General features: G+C 41.8%; 21 protein-coding genes and 1 other annotated feature. Of the genes, 10 read left to right on the top strand and 11 right to left on the bottom strand.

Going from position 1 to position 18,784, the window contains the following annotated elements:
* Positions 1–169 precede the first annotated feature (169 nt).
* Positions 170–429 (top strand) — a binding site (T-box leader).
* A gap of 36 nt (positions 430–465) precedes the next feature.
* Genes trpE through trpA form a run of 7 tightly spaced genes read left to right on the top strand, consistent with a single transcriptional unit; the run spans position 466 to position 6,883 of the window.
* Positions 466–1,911, top strand: coding sequence for an anthranilate synthase component I (gene trpE, locus LG273_RS02400; RefSeq protein WP_404457392.1), 1,446 nt, complete (start codon positions 466–468; stop codon positions 1,909–1,911).
* Positions 1,892–2,503, top strand: coding sequence for an anthranilate synthase component II (locus LG273_RS02395; RefSeq protein WP_404457390.1), 612 nt, complete (start codon positions 1,892–1,894; stop codon positions 2,501–2,503). Before trpE ends, LG273_RS02395 begins: the two co-directional genes overlap by 20 nt.
* Positions 2,475–3,503 (top strand): anthranilate phosphoribosyltransferase, encoded by a 1,029-nt coding sequence (gene trpD / locus LG273_RS02390; RefSeq protein WP_404457388.1) that lies wholly within the window; start codon positions 2,475–2,477, stop codon positions 3,501–3,503. Before LG273_RS02395 ends, trpD begins: the two co-directional genes overlap by 29 nt.
* On the top strand, positions 3,500–4,294 hold the full coding sequence (gene trpC / locus LG273_RS02385; RefSeq protein WP_404457386.1) for an indole-3-glycerol phosphate synthase TrpC: 795 nt from the start codon (positions 3,500–3,502) through the stop codon (positions 4,292–4,294). The genes trpD and trpC overlap by 4 nt, the downstream gene beginning before the upstream one ends.
* Positions 4,284–4,898, top strand: coding sequence for a phosphoribosylanthranilate isomerase (locus LG273_RS02380; protein WP_404457385.1), 615 nt, complete (start codon positions 4,284–4,286; stop codon positions 4,896–4,898). Before trpC ends, LG273_RS02380 begins: the two co-directional genes overlap by 11 nt.
* Positions 4,895–6,091 carry a tryptophan synthase subunit beta gene (gene trpB / locus LG273_RS02375; protein WP_404457383.1) on the top strand — a complete coding sequence of 399 codons (1,197 nt, stop codon included), beginning with the start codon at positions 4,895–4,897 and terminating at the stop codon, positions 6,089–6,091. The genes LG273_RS02380 and trpB overlap by 4 nt, the downstream gene beginning before the upstream one ends.
* A complete protein-coding gene (gene trpA, locus LG273_RS02370; RefSeq protein ID WP_404457381.1) occupies positions 6,092–6,883 on the top strand; it encodes a tryptophan synthase subunit alpha in 792 nt (263 codons plus the stop codon).
* A gap of 62 nt (positions 6,884–6,945) precedes the next feature.
* Here trpA and LG273_RS02365 read toward each other — a convergent pair whose 3' ends face one another.
* The 3 genes from LG273_RS02365 to LG273_RS02355 all read right to left on the bottom strand — a co-directional run bounded on the left by LG273_RS02365 (position 6,946) and on the right by LG273_RS02355 (position 8,887).
* A complete protein-coding gene (locus LG273_RS02365; protein WP_404457379.1) occupies positions 6,946–7,143 on the bottom strand; it encodes an SHOCT domain-containing protein in 198 nt (65 codons plus the stop codon).
* Positions 7,144–7,216: 73 nt separating this feature from the next.
* Complete coding sequence (locus LG273_RS02360) at positions 7,217–8,077, bottom strand: GyrI-like domain-containing protein (RefSeq protein ID WP_404457377.1); 861 nt, start codon at positions 8,075–8,077, stop codon at positions 7,217–7,219.
* A gap of 162 nt (positions 8,078–8,239) precedes the next feature.
* On the bottom strand, positions 8,240–8,887 hold the full coding sequence (locus LG273_RS02355; RefSeq protein WP_404457375.1) for a hypothetical protein: 648 nt from the start codon (positions 8,885–8,887) through the stop codon (positions 8,240–8,242).
* 573 nt (positions 8,888–9,460) lie between these two features.
* Between LG273_RS02355 and LG273_RS02350 the strand changes: the two genes are divergently transcribed.
* Entirely contained in the window at positions 9,461–10,039 is a 579-nt protein-coding gene (locus LG273_RS02350) for a CotY/CotZ family spore coat protein (RefSeq protein ID WP_404457373.1), read from the top strand.
* A 129-nt stretch (positions 10,040–10,168) separates the two neighbouring features.
* On the opposite strand, the gene LG273_RS02345 is transcribed toward LG273_RS02350, so the two are convergent.
* Positions 10,169–10,369: a hypothetical protein gene (locus tag LG273_RS02345; RefSeq protein ID WP_379563812.1), complete on the bottom strand. Its 201-nt coding sequence runs from the start codon at positions 10,367–10,369 to the stop codon at positions 10,169–10,171.
* Positions 10,370–10,477: 108 nt separating this feature from the next.
* Here LG273_RS02345 and LG273_RS02340 point away from each other — a divergent pair, with 108 nt between their 5' ends.
* On the top strand, positions 10,478–10,804 hold the full coding sequence (locus LG273_RS02340; protein ID WP_379563814.1) for a thioredoxin family protein: 327 nt from the start codon (positions 10,478–10,480) through the stop codon (positions 10,802–10,804).
* A gap of 29 nt (positions 10,805–10,833) precedes the next feature.
* Here the strand turns inward: LG273_RS02340 and LG273_RS02335 are convergent, their stop codons facing one another.
* The 4 genes from LG273_RS02335 to LG273_RS02320 are packed head-to-tail and all read right to left on the bottom strand — an operon-like array spanning position 10,834 to position 13,971.
* Positions 10,834–12,045, bottom strand: coding sequence for a hypothetical protein (locus LG273_RS02335; RefSeq protein WP_404457370.1), 1,212 nt, complete (start codon positions 12,043–12,045; stop codon positions 10,834–10,836).
* 18 nt (positions 12,046–12,063) lie between these two features.
* Entirely contained in the window at positions 12,064–12,897 is an 834-nt protein-coding gene (locus LG273_RS02330; RefSeq protein WP_379563818.1) for a hypothetical protein, read from the bottom strand.
* Positions 12,894–13,583 (bottom strand): ABC transporter ATP-binding protein, encoded by a 690-nt coding sequence (locus tag LG273_RS02325; protein WP_379563820.1) that lies wholly within the window; start codon positions 13,581–13,583, stop codon positions 12,894–12,896. Before LG273_RS02325 ends, LG273_RS02330 begins: the two co-directional genes overlap by 4 nt.
* A complete protein-coding gene (locus LG273_RS02320) occupies positions 13,576–13,971 on the bottom strand; it encodes a GntR family transcriptional regulator (RefSeq protein WP_379563822.1) in 396 nt (131 codons plus the stop codon). Before LG273_RS02320 ends, LG273_RS02325 begins: the two co-directional genes overlap by 8 nt.
* Positions 13,972–14,214: 243 nt before the next feature.
* Here LG273_RS02320 and LG273_RS02315 point away from each other — a divergent pair, with 243 nt between their 5' ends.
* Positions 14,215–14,982, top strand: coding sequence for an exodeoxyribonuclease III (locus LG273_RS02315; protein WP_404457367.1), 768 nt, complete (start codon positions 14,215–14,217; stop codon positions 14,980–14,982).
* Positions 14,983–15,037: 55 nt separating this feature from the next.
* Here the strand turns inward: LG273_RS02315 and LG273_RS02310 are convergent, their stop codons facing one another.
* The 3 genes from LG273_RS02310 to LG273_RS02300 all read right to left on the bottom strand — a co-directional run bounded on the left by LG273_RS02310 (position 15,038) and on the right by LG273_RS02300 (position 18,783).
* Positions 15,038–15,985: an MBL fold metallo-hydrolase gene (locus LG273_RS02310; protein ID WP_404457366.1), complete on the bottom strand. Its 948-nt coding sequence runs from the start codon at positions 15,983–15,985 to the stop codon at positions 15,038–15,040.
* Between the two features lie 17 nt (positions 15,986–16,002).
* Positions 16,003–17,304, bottom strand: coding sequence for an alpha/beta hydrolase family protein (locus LG273_RS02305; protein WP_404457364.1), 1,302 nt, complete (start codon positions 17,302–17,304; stop codon positions 16,003–16,005).
* A gap of 117 nt (positions 17,305–17,421) precedes the next feature.
* Entirely contained in the window at positions 17,422–18,783 is a 1,362-nt protein-coding gene (locus LG273_RS02300; RefSeq protein ID WP_404457362.1) for a tripartite tricarboxylate transporter permease, read from the bottom strand.
* Position 18,784: the final 1 nt, after the last annotated feature.

Here is an 18,784-nt window from a genome sequence, read left to right as displayed (position 1 = left end):
CCACGTCCAGCTCCAGCGCCCAGAGACTAGCGCGACTTCCCTCACCTCCGTACGATAAGTCAACATCAGCTTCCTACGGTCGCTGTGTTTCCTTTATCTCCTGCGGCTCAGTCCAGTCCGTACGTCTCTAAACGGGCGCTTGCGCTTTTGATCTTTCTAAAATTAAATATGTAAATCGTTTATGTAAGAGAAGTAGGTATACTAAAGTCGTTCCAGAGAGCTGGGAATGGTGGGATCCAGTACGAACAAGTATGCTGAATGGACTTACAAGAGGTTTTCTGAACATGATTAAGTAGGAAAACACGGAGTTCCGCCGTTACACGGATAGGATATCGATGCCCGATTAGGGTTTCCGTATCTGAACAAGATGAAAAGAGATTCGTTCTCTTGTCAAAATGAGGTGGCACCGCGGTCACAATCGTCCTCTATAAACGCAAAGTTTTTGCGCTTATAGGGGATTTTTTTATGGATTTTATAAAACAAGCAGAGGAGATGATGGTGGAAATGACAAAAATCGAACAGCAAGTGAGCTATAGCTATTTAAAAATAAATGCTGATACGCATACACCGATTTCTATTTTTCAACGACTGCACGGGACAAAGAAGATGCTGTTGGAAAGTTCTTTCAAGCATGAAAAGAAGGGAAGGTACTCCTACATTGCCTGCAGTCCCTATAAAGAGCTCGTCGGCCATAACGATACCACAGTGATCAAACAAGAAAATTCCCCAGATGAGGAAGTTTCGCAGGAGGCACTTACTTATTTGAAGGAAAACCTTCCTAACCTTAAAGCAAACCTACCTGTCCCCTTTCAAGGTGGCGCAGTTGGTTACATCGCCTATGATGCGATACGTCAGTTTGAAACAATAGGAGGTCCATTAAACGATGAGCTAGAGATGCCGGACATTCATCTCATGCTTTATAAAACAATCATTGCATTCGATCATCGAAACGAAGAGATTTATTTGATCGCCATGAATCCTGATCAGGAATCAGAGTACGTGTTGAACGCGAGGCTTGAAGACTTAAGGAAATTTTTAAGTGGTCCTTTTCAAGACCTGGGGATAGATCAACAGACTATCAACTTTCAACCAGAAATCTCTCAGGATAATTTTGAAGAAAAGGTTAGAATCGCCAAACAACATATTGAACAGGGTGATATTTTCCAAGTTGTCCTATCCCAGCGCATGAAAGCAACAATAAATGGCGACCCCTTTTCCTTTTATCGCAAATTGCGTAAAGCAAACCCGTCGCCATATATGTTTTATATCGACTTTTCCGAGTACGTCCTGCTAGGCGCTTCACCTGAAAGTTTAATTCAAACAAGCGGAAATGAAATTCTGACAAACCCGATAGCAGGCACGAGACCAAGAGGAACAACAACCGAAGAAGATCAGGAATTGATGGAGGACCTACTTCGAGACGAAAAGGAAATTGCGGAACATCGCATGCTCCTTGATCTCGGACGAAACGACTTAGGACGTGTTTGTGAAATAGGAAGTATCACACTCCCTACCTTTATGAAGGTTGAGAAATACCAGCATGTCATGCATATCGTTTCCGAAGTAAAAGGGACATTAAAGCAGGACTTATCCAGCATTGACGCGCTTATCTCTTGTTTACCAGCAGGCACCGTTTCTGGAGCACCGAAGATTCGTGCCATGCAAATTATCAACCAATTGGAAGAAACGAAACGTGGCGTTTATGCAGGTGGGGTTGGCTATATTGGTTTTAACCAAGACATGAATATCGCGCTCGCTATCAGATCCCTTGTTGTGAAGAACGAGGTAGCTTATTTGCAGACAGGTGCAGGGATTGTACACGACTCCATTCCAGAAAACGAATATGCGGAGACATTAAACAAAGCAAAATCACTTATGGAGGTGGCCAATATTGATCTTGTTACTGGATAACTATGATTCTTTTACGTACAACATTTTTCAATATGTATCCGAAGCGGGCAAAGAAGTATTTGTGAGACGTAATGATGACATTACGATTCAAGAAGTAGAGCGTTTGGAACCAGAGGCGATTATTATTTCTCCGGGCCCTGGTCTCCCGGTAGAATCAGGCATCTGCCTTGAACTTGTAACCCATTTCCACCGAGACATTCCGATTCTAGGTATCTGCCTAGGCCAACAGGTGATTGCAGAAGCACTTGGCGGCACCTTAAGACAGGCCAAACAGTTGAAGCATGGCAAAACATCGCTTATCACACATAAGTCATCTGGACTGTTTCGTTATCTAAGTCAGCCACTTGAGGTCATGCGCTACCATTCCTATGTGGTGGAGAAAGATACATTGCCACCTTCATTGGAAGTGATGGCAGAATCCTTGGAAGACGGAGAGATTATGGCAATCCAACATAACACCCTTCCCCTATATGGCGTGCAATTCCATCCCGAATCGATTGGCACGATAGAGGGAAGGAAAATTATCCGCAATTTTTTAGAGGAAATAAGAGAGGAGTTTTCTTATGAAGAAATATCTAGAGAAACTAATTAACCAAGAAAATTTAACGACTGATGAGGTTCAGGCGCTTATGAATTCCTGTATCCAAGGTGACGTGTCAGATTCTGAGATTGCCTCCTTCCTGACAGCATTGCGGGTAAAAGGTGAAACACCAGAGGAAATAGCTGGAATGGCTGAAGTGATCCGGATCCACTCGACCTTTCACGGAACACGTATAGCAAATGTTATGGACAATTGTGGCACAGGCGGAGACCAATCCAACAGTTTTAACATTAGTACCACGGCAGCATTTGTTATTGCTGGTGCTGGCATCCCTGTCGCCAAGCATGGGAACCGGAGCATTTCGAGCAAAACAGGCAGTGCGGATGTATTGGAGCATTTAGGGGTTTCTCTTTCCTTTTCCAAAGAGCATGTAGAAGAAATGCTCGTGGAAAACAATATTGCCTTTCTCTTTGCCCCACATGTACACGCGGGATTAAAGCCTTTTATGAAAGTTCGTAAAGACCTTGGACTTCCAACTGTATTTAATGTGATTGGCCCACTAACAAACCCTGTTCAGCTTGACTCACAGTTACTCGGTGTCTATCGCAGGGACCTACTTCCCATGTTGGCAGAAGCTTTAAACAAACTCGGGCGTCGCAGAGCGCTTGTAATAAACGGGGCCGGCTATATGGATGAAGCATCGCTTGCTGGCGAAAATCACCTCGTGCTACTGGAAGATGGCGCCATTAAACCGTTCACCCTTCATCCAGAGGAAGTCGGACTTTCCGTCGTTCCAAACGAAAAAATCCAAGGTGGCAGTGCTGCCGACAATGCGAATATAACCAAACGTGTGCTGAACGGAGAGCCTGGACCTTATTTGGGTACAGTTTTACTTAATGCTGGTCTAGGTATTTATGCAAACGGAGCTGCTGGCACGATCCGTGAATCTGTTGATCTAGCAAGAGAAAGTATTCAATCAGGAGCAGCCCTAAACTGTCTTGAAAATTTGGTTCAATATAGCAGAAAACATACAAGTGAGGTGGTCTCATGACAATTTTAGAAAAAATCATAGCCCAAAAAGAAAAAGAAGTAGCTATATTGCTAAATCAAACGTTTGATCAAGTGCCTTCCCCAAGGCAGGTTACACCATTAAGCGAATCTCTCCTTACTTCTGATCGCCTCGGGGTAATTGCGGAAATAAAACGTTCCTCCCCTTCAAAAGGAGATATATCACTGGTCGTGGATCCTGTTTCCCAGGCAAAACAATATGAAGCAAATGGCGCGACTGCCATCTCTGTACTGACAGACAAGACATTTTTCAACGGATCTATGGAAGACCTTCAGGCAGTAAGTAGTGCTGTGAACCTCCCTGTTTTGTGTAAGGATTTCATTATTCACCCTGTGCAAATTGACCAGGCAAAAGCGGCCGGGGCGACTATCATTCTACTTATCGTAGCAGCCCTAAGCGAGAAACAGCTTCACGAACTCTTTAACTACGCTAAAAAGCAGAATCTCGAAGTGCTCTGTGAGGTGCATGATGCAAAAGAAATGGAAATTGCAAACAATCTGAACCCTGATTTAATTGGCATCAATAATCGTAATTTAAAAACCTTTGAAGTAGATCTTCACACAACAGAGCAATTAGCCAAGCTCGCCAATCCAGGTTCCATTTTAGTTAGTGAAAGTGGGATGAAGACAAATGCAGATGCGCAGGTAGCGTCAACAGCCGGAGCTCAAGCCATTCTTGTTGGGGAGACATTAATGCGGTCCGAAGATCTGGCAGCGACATTACAATCCTTACGGGTCTCTAAACCAAAGGGGAGTCTAAACAATGCTCGTTAAAATTTGCGGAATCCAGACAGAACAAGCTGCAAAAGCAGCGGTAGAAGCAGGAGCTGACTTTATCGGTTTTGTGTTTGCAGATAGCAAAAGAAAGATTAGCCCTAAGAACGCTGCCTTGATTGGAAGTCACCTCCCCCCTTCTGTTAAAAAGGTTGGTGTGTTTGTAAACGAAACAAAAGAAACGATAGAGAAGATTGCGAGTGTTGCTAACCTAGATTACGTTCAACTACATGGAGACGAACCTGCTTCACTTGCTAAAGCACTATCCTATCAAGTTATTAAAGCTTTCTCTATCGGTAGTGTCGATGTAGAAACGCTGAAATATTATCCTTGTGACTATTATTTACTAGACAGCCCTGTTGGTAAATTCCGCGGGGGTAATGGCAAAACCTTCGATTGGAGCCTAATCGAAAAATTAACCTTTAAGCCTGCCAACTTCATTCTTGCAGGTGGGCTGACACCAGACAATGTGAACCAGGCTATACAGGAGGCGAACCCGCTTGGTGTTGATGTATCCAGCGGTGTGGAAACGGCAGGCGAAAAAGATAGTAAAAAAATACAGGAATTCATTATAAACGCGAAGCGAAAGGAAGCGATCAAATGACAACCTATACGATGCCCGATGAAAAAGGAAGATACGGAAACTTTGGTGGAAGGTTTGTACCAGAACTCCTCATGCCAGCACTCCTTGAATTAGAAGCTGTCTATGAGGAAGCAAAACAGGATCCAGCATTCCAAGAAAGCCTGGATTATTACTTGAAGCAATACATTGGCAGGGAAACCCCTCTATACTTTGCCGAACATTTAACCCGTAAACTGGCAGGTCCGCAGATTTATTTAAAGCGAGAGGACCTTAACCATACAGGTGCCCATAAGATTAATAATACAATCGGTCAGGCCCTACTGACAAAACGGATGGGGAAACGAAAGGTTGTTGCCGAAACAGGAGCTGGTCAGCACGGTGTTGCGACTGCGACGGTTTGCGCCCTCCTGGACCTTGATTGCATTGTATTTATGGGCGAAGAAGATATTCGCAGGCAAAAACTGAACGTGTTTCGCATGGAGCTGCTCGGGGCGGAAGTTCGCAGTGTTTCGCAGGGTAGCGGCACCTTAAAAGATGCTGTCAATGAAGCATTGCGCTACTGGGTAAATAATGTGCAGGATACTCATTATATCCTCGGTTCTGTTGTTGGGCCACATCCTTTCCCGCAAATTGTCCGTGATTTACAGTCGGTTATTGGCAACGAAACCAAACAGCAAATCGTGGAGCAATCCGGTTCCATGCCAGATGCGGTCATTGCCTGTGTAGGCGGTGGGAGCAATGCGATGGGAATGTTCTACCCATTTGTTGAAGATAACGAGGTGAAGCTTTATGGCGTAGAGGCTGGCGGAGCTGGGCTGGATACAAAGCAACATGCTGCAACCCTTTCAGGTGGTAGTGTTGGCATCCTTCATGGCACCATGACACATTTACTCCAGGACGACCATGGCCAAATCGAAGAAGCCTTCTCCATCTCGGCTGGTCTTGATTATCCAGGCGTGGGCCCTGAGCATAGCCATTTACATGAAACGAAACGGGTGACCTATGCATCCATCACGGATGACGAAGCTTTAGAGGCATTTCAGCTCTTATCGAAAACAGAAGGAATCATTCCAGCATTAGAAAGTGCGCATGCTGTGGCGTATGCTTTGAAGCTCGCTACAGAAATGAGTCGACAGGAAAAGTTGGTCATCTGCCTTTCCGGTCGTGGTGATAAAGATGTGGAGCAGGTAAAAAACACATTGGAGGGAAATTAAATGGGAAAAGCAAAAATGGAGAGCTATTTTAACCAAAAGCAAGCGAATGACGAAAAGCTATTCGTACCGTATATTATGGCAGGAGATGTAGGCCTCGATGTACTAAATGAGCGGATACTATTTCTGCAAAATTGCGGTGCAGCAGCAATTGAAATAGGCATTCCCTTCTCTGATCCCGTGGCCGACGGACCGACCATTCAAGCTGCAGGATTACGGGCATTGGAAAACGGCACGACCCTTTCCAGTGTGCTACAAACATTACAAACGGGCAAAAACGAAAGAAATGTTCCCATTATCTTAATGACCTATATAAATCCTATTTACCGTTATGGTATAACATCCTTTGCCCAAGATTGTGCTGAGGCTGAGGTTGATGGTGTGATTGTACCAGATATTCCAATGGAGGAAGAGAATTTCCTTGCAGACGAATTTCATGCATCCTCCTTAGCCTTTATTAGACTGGCCTCCCTCACAAGTACAGAAGATAGACTAAAAGAAATTGCTAAACGATCAGAAGGGTTCCTATATGCTGTTTCGGTAACCGGCACAACAGGTGCTCGCGAAGCATATGTGAAAGAAGTAAAAGCCTATTTGGAGATGCTTAAATCCTACAGTTCAGTACCTGTATTAGCAGGGTTTGGGATTTCTACTGCCGAGCAGGCACAAACATTAAGCAGTTATTGTGATGGTGTGATTGTTGGTAGTACGATTGTTGACCTTTTCCATCATGGGGACATTGAGGGAGTTAAGAACTTAATTGAACACAGCGCCCAGCCTACAACGACCAGTTAATAGCTATAAATATTGCCCCTTAACTTTTGGATTAAGGGGCAATATACTAGGCAACCTTCTTATTATTTCCCACGTCTTTTTAAAGCATCTTCATATTCTTGTTTGGTCAGCTCCCCATTTTCGTAGCGTTCTTTCAAGATATGAAGTGAATCTTTAGGCTTTGCTTTCCTGTTACGAGATAAAATAATGAAAATGACGATAAGAACAATGATAGTAAGCGTAATGCGTACATACGGCTCTGTAAAATAACCGAGCATCATAACCACTCCTTCTCTTACTACATTGCCCTGATTTTTAAATTTTACACACCTTTAAACCAATGGAAATTCTTACTTACTTCTTCACCACCGGAACCCAAATTTCACTATAATATTCTTCAGCATATGGATCTCCATTTGTGTATGCCTCTATTTCCGGCCCTCCAGCATGCTCATATCCTGTTGATGGAAACCATTCTGAAAAGATCCGTTCCCAAACACGCTGGATCGCTGTTGGCATAGGCCCTTTCACAGGGAATACAGCCCATGTAGCTGCCGGAATCTCGCCTTCTTCCCATGTAGTTGGCACTTCCTTGTTTGATTTCTCTGCACCGATAAAATAGCGGACCTGCTCCTGCTCCTTATCAAAATCCAAACAGATCCCCATGATCCCCATATCTCCAGCATGGGCTGCCAATTCTTTGTCTAATCCGTTACTTCTAGACTCTTCCCAGAATGCCGGAACATCTGATTGGTTTTGGCCATCGACCAAAGACGTCTTAATACTCTTTCCCACTACTGAAAAAGCCTCTTTCTCCACAATTCTGTAATCCATTTCTTCATCACCCTTTAATTGAATTTGAAAGGAGAGTTTCGGAAAGGCTTTTAATGGCTGTCCATGCTTACGGACGGTTGAGGGACTGATACCGTGTACCTTGCGAAATGCTTTAGAGAAAGACTCTGGAGTTTCATACCCATACTTCAAAGCGACATCAATTATTTTCGTATTTGCATGTAGTAGCTCTTGAGCTGCCAATGTGAGCCTTCTTTTGCGAATATATTCTGCTACTGTAAATCCAGTCAGCATCGTAAACATTCGCTGGTAATGAAATTTAGACATACAGGCAACCTTAGCTATATCCTCCACATTCAGCTCCGCATCTAACTGTTCTTCCATATAAGCTAGACTATCGGCCATTCGTTTTAAAGCTTCCATTTCTGTCCTCCCTTTCTATATCCAATTTAGCATGCATTTTTGATAACATCTGGTTCATTCCTGCTCATTACGGACAGATTAATAGGTTTATTATAGCATTAGACATCGGCCTAAAAAGAAAAACTCCGAAGCTTTATGCTTCGGAGCTGGAAGGTGAAGGTTTTATTGAGTTGCGTTGTTGTTATTGGTTGAAGCTGCTGAAGCTGGTGCTGGTGTTGCACCACCAGCAAGTGCGGATGAGTTAGCGATAAGGTTTTGTGGTGTATTGATTGGAATTGGTCCGTTTCGATGTTTATCGTGATTATCCAAGTCACAGAACTTGCCATCTTTTTCGATTCCTTGACGTACCACAGTAATGTGGGTACGTAATATTGCTTTGAAAAGAAGTAAGTTAATAACTGTACCGCCATCATCTGAACCTATTAGCGGCTGTATAAGCTGCGCTTCCACAACAGGGTCTGTTTCAAAGACAATGTCACCAGGTCTTGCGCCTGGGCAGTGTGTATGCTCTTGGAAAAATACACGGATCGGAATACTAAGCTCTACAACTCCACCCGCTACAACAACATCAATAGTTGCTGGGACGAAACCAAAATTAACTACAGTGTCTTTTAGAACGGTTATTTCTTGCTCAATTCCAGCATAGTTCGGCGTCACTCTGACATTTACAAGTCCAGGAACTAATCCGGTCAATAGACCTAAAAGACCTGTTAGTAGTGTATCACCTGCTCCAAATGGCCCTAAAGCTGCTGGCAAGGCAAATTCTGCTGTTTTATGCGCATCCTTTGAACAAATAACCTTCTCTACCAAAGCACCTTGGGATCGTGGTCGTTCATGACAGCTACATACATCGTTATGGCATCTGTCACAGCTAGTTGCTAGTTGGTGCTAGGTCGCGCTCATCATGCTTGTGATAGTCGTTATATGGTGCATTATAGAAGTTGTTTCTTTTATACATTAAAAATCCTCCCTTTGTATATTTTATAGAAGCTTTCTGCCTACTAATTTCTGTGGAAAACTTCCTTACGCTTATATTTATATGTGCAATACCATATTTTGAATAGATAGATGTACCTGTACATATGCGTATTTTTACTAGAATTTAAAGCATAAGAAAAAAAGAAAGCTGGTGATCAGCCAGCCTTCATGACTTCTGTCTAGGGGTAATATTCATGGGCAAATCTTCTACAGGCCTGTATCGATTTATATTATGTCTATGCTAGTACAGCGAAAATGGCTCTACGAATCCCCCGGGTTATCCACACAAATTCTTTTTCTTTTAGACTATCGACTCATTTTTACTAGAAAATGGACGAGTAAACAGGCTTAAACCTCCATAAAACATACATTAATTAATGAACTCAATAGTAGAGGAGTGATTATATGGGCTTTTATAGAAACAGTGATATGTTTCAATTCAAGGACTCCAAGGATGATTGCGTTTGTGATATCGTACAAAATATTGTGAGGGCACAAAAGGAGGTACAGGAGGAAGGATGGAATTATTCCATACGCCAGCTTAAGAAGAAGGACAGTTTAGATCCCCAGTACTCCACAATCCCTTTTATCTTATACACGAAGGAAGATGGAAATCCTTTTATCGGAAGTGGTATTTTTCAAGCGCCCTACCATAGAAACGATACATTTTTCGGATGCATCGAATCCCCCGTGCTACGTGCTAAGCATTTTACAAAGGGTAGTAATTGCTGTGTGAAAGTAGAATTACTTCTTCCGATCGCGAACGGCTGTGAGATTCAGCCCTATTCAAAAGATAAGCACCGGGTAAGTGCTTATTTTCCAGAAGACACCCCCGTCACAGACTTACTTGCAACAGGTCTCTGTCTAACACTAGACCTAAAAAATTTCACTGGCATAACTTGCTTAGATGCCATCACACCGATTTCACATGAAGAGTTTTTTGAAGAAGAGAGACCACAACATTCAGAGTACATGGATTATTAACAGTAAGTAAAAATGCCGAGAGGGTTGTATACCCGCTCGGCTGATTTCCTTTTCACTACTATTTTGGCCCATTAATGTATTCCGCCTTAATTGGCAGGGAAGGAAGGTAACCCCCCACCAAATGAAGTTTTACTTTATATTCTTCTTCTCACTTTGGGAAGAGTTTTTTGACTTTGTTTTTTCCTTTTCCTCTTTCATTTCTTCATTCAAATCATCCATTGGGATGTCGTCTACAAACATTTGATCTTCAAACTTATCAAGCTCAGTTCTTTTTTCTGATTTGCGATTGTTAACTTTATTTTCAGGTGAGCGTTCTTCTTTTTCCTTCATATCTATCACCTCAAATCCCTTTTTGTATTCTTTTCCTCAGATTGGAACCCTGTAAACATCACAAAAAGAGGGTATAATAAAAAGAGATTTAAGGGAGAGGTGATAACCATGCAAAATTTACAAACAATGGAAGAGATTGATGCCTTTATTAACGAACATGAGCTTACACTATTATACATCTCCAAAGTAGGTTGTAGTGTTTGTCATGGTTTGTTGCCACAGGTGGAAAGCTTACTATTAAACTACCCAAATATCAAGACGGGGCACATAGAATCGACACAGGTTCCTGAAGTAGCCGGTCGTTTTAACATTTTCGCTGTCCCTGTTATTTTAGTATTCGTGGAAGGTAAAGAATATTTACGTGAAGCCAGAATCGTGCATATGGATTTGTTCGAAGAGAAGCTGAATAAAATTTATAAAAATATGGTTGGATAGCGAAATCTCGCCTTCCAACCATACTGTTTTTAATCAACAAAAATTCCATCTACCGAGATGAATGAATCCTGAACCTGTTTACCTTCCAATTTATAGGTTCCTTCGTAAAGAGATTGACCTGTTTGAGCGTTATACACCATAATTGGCACTTCATTGAGGCCTCCACCCATAATATATATGCGCTCTCCTTTAGCTATCACACTCGGAGTATCTCCTTCATCATTTGGTAGTTCTATAGTAAATTCATTTTTCTGCTGGTCATTTATATTATAGCTTTTTACTGCCAGGCCATCCTGTGTACGATGGATAAAGTAGATAGATGTCCCAAGCATAAACTCTGAGTACACTTCAGACCCCATACTCATTTCTTCAGGGATATTAAGCTCTTTTTTCTCCATCGTTGAAAGATTATATAACATATACTCTTTCCCAGTTTCCTCTGTGTTCATTTCCCCAAATTCTGATTGGGTTTCAACATATTCCGTTTTTTTCAACACTACATAATCTGTTTGGGACATTGGCGTACTCGCTGATATAATCTCTCCATTAAAGGATTTGTTACCATCCTGCCCCTCTACATAAAGCAAGCTATCCTCGCTTATTAGCTTCTCGCTCGCGATATCAAAACGATATACGCGAAAATCTGATTGCCCGAATTTATCTGCATGTTTCTCAGATACAATGTCATTTCTAGTAAAAATGCTTAGCTGTCCATCTTTAATTTGCACATCAACGACATACATGTAATTATAATCCTGCTGATTCGGCACCGTCTTCTTAAAAGTAAAACGTTCCTTTTCGCCCTTTTGTAAAACATCTATTTTAAAGGTGTGATCGTTATACCTACTTTGACCATCCCAATCCGACTCTACTGTAGCGAATGCTAGTAATTTTTCATCTTCATATAATTGTCTAAGGTCCATGGTTTTCCCTCTCATAAACCCTCGGTAGCCTTCTATTAATTGATCCGTTTTCGGAGAATAAGTCCTTACTAGTTGCTCTACAAGGGAATCATGACTGTGATACTCTATTCCATCCGATGTAATTGTAAAACTTTCATTATATTGTCCTTGATACCATCCCGATATCGCAAGCTTCTCTAGCTCTGCCTCATCCCCACTATACGTGTCTAAGACAAATTCCATGGGACTTTCATTGGCAATTGCCTTTTGAATATAAAACGTGCTAATTACTAAAACACTAATAATAGCAATGGTTAGCAGCTTCCAGTACTTTTTCATGGTCTCCCCACCCTTTCTTTAAACCGTTATACGTTTCGTTAATAAATAGTTTGCAACCCAGATAGAGGCTGCCGTTACAATTAGCCCTAGGATAATCTCTACAATAAGTATTTCTAACGGGTATAAATAGTTGGTTTCTAAAATCTCTTGCACAATAATTGGTGAAAGAAAAATCCCAACTGCTAACACGATATAACCCCCGCCAAATAAAATTCCTTTTATACGGTAACTCCGCTCAAATAGAATCGCAGTGAATAGTATAAATACTGCCATTAAGCCAATTCCATAAAATAGCAGAAAATCGATAAAGCTAGTTGGTAAGATAATAATTAGCTCACGTACCCCTGTAATGACCTCACCAGGTGTAAGATCTAGCCGAAATTCCTGGGAAACCATCCATTTCAAGATTATTCCCTCTACCACAAGTAATACCAGTTGAGTCGCTACTAAACCAAGTACCATTAAAAAGATAGAGGCAGCTTTTGCCAAATACACATTGAGCCTTGCAGTTGGTAGCATAAGTAACCGATATATAAACGTATTTTTTCCAAACCAATCTCTGTACCAAACAAAGAAGATATTGAAAAGCAATGCAATTGCTCCAAGCGCTATTGGCGCAAAGAACCATAGCGTTCTCGATAGGACCAGCAAGCTCATTTCCCCATTATTACTGACAAATTGCTGGGCACTTAACCCCTCTTCAAACATGGCATAATTCGCGTTATTCATATATCCATTAGAAAGAACGACAAGTCCAATAATCTGTGACAATATCGTCACTGCAATTAGCACGATATACAGCTTAAAAAAACGACCAATTTCAAAATTTGTTAACTTTAAAAGACGGTTCATCCTTTATACACCTCTCTCATCACGTCCACAACCGATTTTCCTTCATTCTCACGGACCTCTTCACTGTTAAACTCTTTTAAAACAACACCTTCATCAAGCAGCACCACTTTATCAATTAAATGTTCAATATCACTAATTTCATGTGTCGTAATAATGACACCACGGCCCTCAATTAGGTGACTTGTGAACACTTCAGCGATTTGCTCCCTGCTAAAAATATCAATACCGGAAAATGGCTCATCCATTAAAATGTAGTTTACATCAAGTGCGAGACCTAGAAGCAAATTCACTTTTGCTGTATTACCTTTAGATAGACTTGAGATTTTTTCCTCTTGCTTAAGCTTAAAGAAGCTCAATAATTCAGTAGCTCTTTCTTGATTCCAGCAATCATAATAATCAGCCATAAACTCCATCGCTTGGGCGATTGTCATCTGTGGGATCATGGTAATCGCATCAGGGATGAACGTTATTTTCTCAAAGCTTTGCTTCGTAACCTTTTGACCATCTACAAGAATTTCTCCACTGTTTACTGGTGTCAATGCCATAATCGCATTTAAGATGGTGGTTTTCCCTACACCATTAATCCCTATTAAGCAGGTGATTTCCCCTTGGTTTGCTGTAAAAGAAACGCCTTTTATAACTTGCTTTCTTCCGAATTTCTTTTTAATATCCCTTACTTCAATCATTTACGTTCCCTCCCTCTTCCTTGTTACGTCGTGAATATTTCTCCTTCACTAATTCCAGAAGTTCATCAACAGGCACGTTGATAGAGCTAACTGATGTAACGAAGGTATCCACAGCTTCTAGGATAAGCTCTTCTCGTACGCGATGAAGGACATCTTCATCCCTCGTAATCTTACTTGGCGAATTTTTCTCGGTAAAAATCAATCCCTGTTCCTCCATTTCCTTATATGACCGTTGGACGGTATTTGGATTTATTTTTAACTGGCCTGCCAATTCTCTTCTTGAAGGAACTTCCTGTCCCGGCTCTAGCATTCCTGTCGCAATTTGTTCTTTGAAATGACGAACAACCTGTACGTAAACAGGATCTCTGTTGTTAAACTTTACTTTCATAGCAGCAGCTCCTATTCAGCTTTCTTTACTCTGTTCCATACTGTATTATGCGCATAATACACTATAAACAAAAAAATATGTGTATTAACGTCTTAATACGCTTCTAGTGTATTATATGGTTAATACACACAGGAAGTCAAGAGGCATTTTGTAAATTTTTCATTTGCCTTCTGTTCTCCAGTTCTCTACGTTCTATGATAAAATAATGAAACACGAATAGATAAAGGGGAATAACGATATTCTATGAAACTCATATCTTGGAATGTAAATGGCCTTCGCGCCTGTGTGCGTAAAGGCTTTATGGAATATTTTAATGAAGTAGATGCAGATATCTTCTGTCTGCAGGAGATCAAGCTTCAAGAAGGCCAGCTGGAGCTCGAGTTAGAGGGGTATTACCAATATTGGAACTATGCCCAACGTAAAGGCTATTCCGGCACTGCCGTGTTTACCAAAGAAAAGCCTTTAAATGTGAAATACGGTGTAGGGGACGCTGATACGGAAGAAGAAGGACGCATCATTACACTGGAGTATGACAGATTTTATTTAGTAAATGTATATACACCGAATTCCAAGCGAGATCTCACAAGGCTTGAAGGCCGATTAGAGTGGGAAGACGAGCTTTATACGTATTTAAAAGCTTTAGATGCTGACAAGCCTGTCGTATATTGTGGTGACTTAAATGTCGCACACCAGGAAATTGACCTTCGTAACCATAAAACAAATCATGGGAACTCTGGTTTCACTACAGAGGAACGAGGTAAAATGAGTCGTCTGCTCGACAGTGGTTTCACGGACAGTTTACGTTATTTCCATCCAGAAACAGATGGCATTTATACATGGTGGTCTTACATGAAGACAATTCGAGAAAGGAACATCGGCTGGCGGATTGACTATTTTCTAGTTTCTGATCGTTTGCAAGACAACTTACTTCGTTCAGAAGCACATCCAGACAGACTTGGTAGTGATCACTGTCCAATCATGCTGGAGATGGAAGCACCTGAAGCCCAATAGTAGGGCACAAATTAAAAGGGGCCGTGCATGAATATGCAGGGTCCCTTTTTGATCTCTACTGCTTCAGTTTCTTAAAATAATCAATAATTCCCAATGCGCTCACTTGTAGGTCTAGGTTAATGAGAATATAAACCTCATGATCATCTGGCAATCCCTTTAGGCGTAATGCTCGTTGTACTCTTGCAAGGAGCCGTTCTGCCAGGACATCATAGCCTTTTCCTTCAGCTACCACCTGCTCGCCTTCTTCCATGAAAACATCCAGCCATTCTAACACTTGCCGTAAAGCGAGATCAGTCGTTTCCGTCATATTGTAATGCCCAAAATAAAGCCGATCGAGCTTTTTAGCCTGCATCCGCTGAATCGATTCTTCCATCCTATTCGGGTCAAACTGGTTTGGAGAAGTTGATGGCAAGAAAAAATCTACTTCCCGATTAGCAAGCTGTTGATAACGAATGCCAGCGGTATCTCCTACAAAAAGTCCATTGCTGACTGGGTCAAAAATAGCTAAATGATGCTTCGCATGCCCTGGAGTGTCCCAAAATTCAAGTACACAGTTTGGGCCAATTTCTAAGACGTCTCCTTCTGACTTTACAAGTAGGCGCTCTGCATCAATTGGCACAATTGGGTCAAACAGCTCAGAAAAACTTTCCCCATAAACTGCTCTTGCTCCTGCTGCCAATCTTTTTGGATTAATTAAATGCCTTTCTCCTTTAGGATGCACGACAATCTTTGCATTCGGGCAATCCCTAATGAGTAAGCCTGCTCCACCTGCATGATCCAGATGAATGTGGGTTAGCACAATGTAAGCTACATCCGTCAATTGATAGCCAAGTGTTTCCAGTCCTTTTTTTATATGTTTTATGGAGGGGCTTGGTCCTGTCTCGACAATTGTTAGCTTTTCTTCCGTAATAACATAAGAACCCGTTCGATCAGCAACTCCTAAATCAAACCCGTCAATTAAATAAATCCGATTATCCAGTTTTAACGGTCTTTTTTCTTCCAAAACTTCTCCCCCTTTGCCTAATTTTCTTTAACAAACTTATGCTCGCTCAGAAAACCTAATACATCATCCATTAAACCAGGAGCAAGTGGTACTGACGGGTCCCCGTAAGTCTGCATATTTGCTTCCCGCTCTTTTGGCGCTTCTTTTAGGACATGGTTCATATTGTCAATCGTAATCAGTTCAGCTTCTGGGGATGCATTTTGTAAGGCTCCCCCTTCCTGCTGACTCACCTGAATATCATGTTCTCCTTGAATAATCAGCACAGGAATGGATAATTTAGCAAGCTCTTCTGCTGGATTATAGTTCATCCACGATGCTAGAAATGGTTGAACAGCTGGCCTAAACATAGACTGGAGCTCATCTGAGACGTTTGCAGTCGTTTCTCCTTTTTTCAACCCGTTTATAATTTCCTTGCTTTCTTCTAGTAAATTGCCAGAAAGTTGTTCTTGCAACTGGCCATAGAGCACTTCATCCATTGGGCGACCAGCTCCTGCGAGTGAAATAAAGGCATCTACTCTGGAAGTTTGCGCTGCCAACATCCCCGTTAAAGATCCTTGACTATGCCCAATAACTCCAATTTTAGTATAAGCTGAATCACTAGCCAATAGGTCTAACCACCCTTCTGCATCCTTTACGAATTGCTCGTATCTTAATGATGACTCGTCTACAACTGCCTGCTGATTCTTCCCAGCACCACGTTTATCATAGCGAAGACTAGCAATTCCGTTCTCTGCAAGCTCTTCTGCAAGCATTTTTAAACTATTATTTTCACCTGGAAGTGCTGTTGAGTTTCCATTACGGTCTGTTGGACCAGAACCAGGGATAATTAGCATGACAGGGTGAGGCCCCTCAGAATCAGGTGTTTCTAGCTCCCCATATAAGGTCCCATTATCTGTCTCTATAGTTAAAAACTCTCCTTCTTCCTCTGTTACTTCCTGTTTCTCTCCTTTTACCAGTTCAAATGGAAATTGTTGTCCATTTTGCGTAAAGTTTCCTGTAATCTTCTCTTCCGTTAGCTGCCCATCAAAGGTTAAAAGCTGGCCTTGTATGTTTATTGTGATGATAATCTGTTGATCCTCTTTCACCTCAACTGTAGATAGCTGGTAATCTGCAAGACCCTGTGCAGGAATACTGATAGTACCGCCCTCTTCTTCCAGCGTTAATTCAATACCAAGAGACTGACCCGGTATCGTGATCTCCCCATTCCAGTTCCCTATATGTGACAACATTTCTTCTCCTCCCTCTTCATTATCTGATGCACACCCCACAAGCAAGCTTACAAGGATAACGACCACAAAGCTGAAAACTCGATACGGCAAAACACACCCCTCCCATTTATGCTCTCTTATGTAGTACGAACACTATATGAAAAGGTTTCCCATAGAAAAAACATCCTCCATTACAATGAAGGATGTTTTATGGTTTTAGTCCTATGCTTACAAACCAGGCAAAAACAACGATATAAGCCATGGTGCGGCATAAAGGGTCATGAATTGTACGCCATAATTGACGCCTTTACGATGGAGGAAACCTGCTACAAGGGCGACCAGTAGTACCCCTGCAACGTTTACGATGCCAGCATCCATGAAAGCAAGCATAATTACGAGTCCAAAAAATAGTCCTAGCATCGCTTCATGTGGAATAAAGCGAAATACAAAGGCACAAATTTGTTGGGCATACTTAATGGTGACATAGAAAGTAATTGTTATCGCAACAACCGCACCGATTACAGTAGCTACAATGAAATCTCCTGTAGATAACATGTGATGAATATTGTTTTCTGGTGTAAACACAGGCGGTGCATTAAATAACGCTCCACCTGGCCCAATGGCAGTTGGTGACAATGGCAGCCCAATTGCTATTAGTGGAATAAGTGTACCTGATATGTACGCTGCGTTCGTTAAGCCGTCCATGCTGGATATGGCACGTGTTGCTTTTTTTACAGGATCCTTAATCCTACTTGTTAGTGTCTCCCCAAGAAAAATTGTCATTCCTACTGGGCTCATAAAAAATGTTAACACCCCTAGAACAGATGAAAAAGAAGTGGTTCCGATCTCTTTCCGATCCAAAATTTTAAAGGGGTTTGGGAAGCCTTTACCAGTTTTACTTTTCTTCAAAACAATCTCTTTTAAGCCGTAACGAGGAAGCTTTCTTCTAACTTTCCCACTTAAAAGTTCGGCAAGCTTTAAAATCACAGGCCCAATGGTAATACCAAGAAAGAAGGACGTAAATACGGTAACATCCTCTGGCACAATCCCCATTTCCCAATACGTTATTCTTAAGCCTTGGATTAAAAAGGCAAAGGGAATAATGGCAAGCAAGGAAACCCAGCGGTTTTTTGACATAAGGGCAAGAAAAATAGCTCCACCAAGAAATATTTGGTTGGAATATTGGGTGATAACATCCGACAATGGAATGATTAAATTCGCTAACAGCAAGCTCATTGGTACTGCTATGAAGGTTCCAATTACAGAACCAGATGCCATTTTTCGAATGCTGACTTCAGGCATCCCGTGCTTTTTGAGTACCATTGCATGCTCTACCATCGGCGCGGACATTACACCACCAGGAATTCCAGCGATTGCCACCGGTATGGAGTCGGTCAGCTTCTTGGCTACAATTGCGGAAATAAAAAAGGCTAAAATGACGATTGGTTCGAAACCAGATAAGACAAGCACTAGCGTGACTGGTGCTAATACAGCTGTCTCATCCGTACCTGGTGCAATTCCAATAATGGTGTATAATACGGCACCGATAACCGAGGCAGTAATCATTTCCAGGATTAGTGAAACATCCATA

Origin of the sequence: Oceanobacillus kapialis (assembly GCF_044790185.1) — a bacterium.
In the GTDB taxonomy this organism is placed as follows: Bacteria; Bacillota; Bacilli; order Bacillales; family Amphibacillaceae; genus Oceanobacillus_B; species Oceanobacillus_B kapialis.
This window is presented reverse-complemented; position numbering and strand designations above follow the sequence as displayed.

What these genes read in the sequence shown, in the direction of transcription:
- trpE (WP_404457392.1), top strand. Translation starts at nt 466, where the DNA reads ATGGATTTTATAAAACAAGCAGAGGAGATGATGGTGGAAATGACAAAA.
- trpD (WP_404457388.1), top strand. Translation starts at nt 2,475, where the DNA reads ATGAAGAAATATCTAGAGAAACTAATTAACCAAGAAAATTTAACGACT.
- trpC (WP_404457386.1), top strand. Translation starts at nt 3,500, where the DNA reads ATGACAATTTTAGAAAAAATCATAGCCCAAAAAGAAAAAGAAGTAGCT.
- LG273_RS02380 (WP_404457385.1), top strand. Translation starts at nt 4,284, where the DNA reads ATGCTCGTTAAAATTTGCGGAATCCAGACAGAACAAGCTGCAAAAGCA.
- trpB (WP_404457383.1), top strand. Translation starts at nt 4,895, where the DNA reads ATGACAACCTATACGATGCCCGATGAAAAAGGAAGATACGGAAACTTT.
- trpA (WP_404457381.1), top strand. Translation starts at nt 6,092, where the DNA reads ATGGGAAAAGCAAAAATGGAGAGCTATTTTAACCAAAAGCAAGCGAAT.
- LG273_RS02365 (WP_404457379.1), bottom strand. Translation starts at nt 7,143, where the DNA reads ATGATGCTCGGTTATTTTACAGAGCCGTATGTACGCATTACGCTTACT.
- LG273_RS02360 (WP_404457377.1), bottom strand. Translation starts at nt 8,077, where the DNA reads ATGGAAGCTTTAAAACGAATGGCCGATAGTCTAGCTTATATGGAAGAA.
- LG273_RS02350 (WP_404457373.1), top strand. Translation starts at nt 9,461, where the DNA reads ATGGGCTTTTATAGAAACAGTGATATGTTTCAATTCAAGGACTCCAAG.
- LG273_RS02345 (WP_379563812.1), bottom strand. Translation starts at nt 10,369, where the DNA reads ATGAAGGAAAAAGAAGAACGCTCACCTGAAAATAAAGTTAACAATCGC.
- LG273_RS02340 (WP_379563814.1), top strand. Translation starts at nt 10,478, where the DNA reads ATGCAAAATTTACAAACAATGGAAGAGATTGATGCCTTTATTAACGAA.
- LG273_RS02335 (WP_404457370.1), bottom strand. Translation starts at nt 12,045, where the DNA reads ATGAAAAAGTACTGGAAGCTGCTAACCATTGCTATTATTAGTGTTTTA.
- LG273_RS02330 (WP_379563818.1), bottom strand. Translation starts at nt 12,897, where the DNA reads ATGAACCGTCTTTTAAAGTTAACAAATTTTGAAATTGGTCGTTTTTTT.
- LG273_RS02325 (WP_379563820.1), bottom strand. Translation starts at nt 13,583, where the DNA reads ATGATTGAAGTAAGGGATATTAAAAAGAAATTCGGAAGAAAGCAAGTT.
- LG273_RS02320 (WP_379563822.1), bottom strand. Translation starts at nt 13,971, where the DNA reads ATGAAAGTAAAGTTTAACAACAGAGATCCTGTTTACGTACAGGTTGTT.
- LG273_RS02315 (WP_404457367.1), top strand. Translation starts at nt 14,215, where the DNA reads ATGAAACTCATATCTTGGAATGTAAATGGCCTTCGCGCCTGTGTGCGT.
- LG273_RS02300 (WP_404457362.1), bottom strand. Translation starts at nt 18,783, where the DNA reads ATGGATGTTTCACTAATCCTGGAAATGATTACTGCCTCGGTTATCGGT.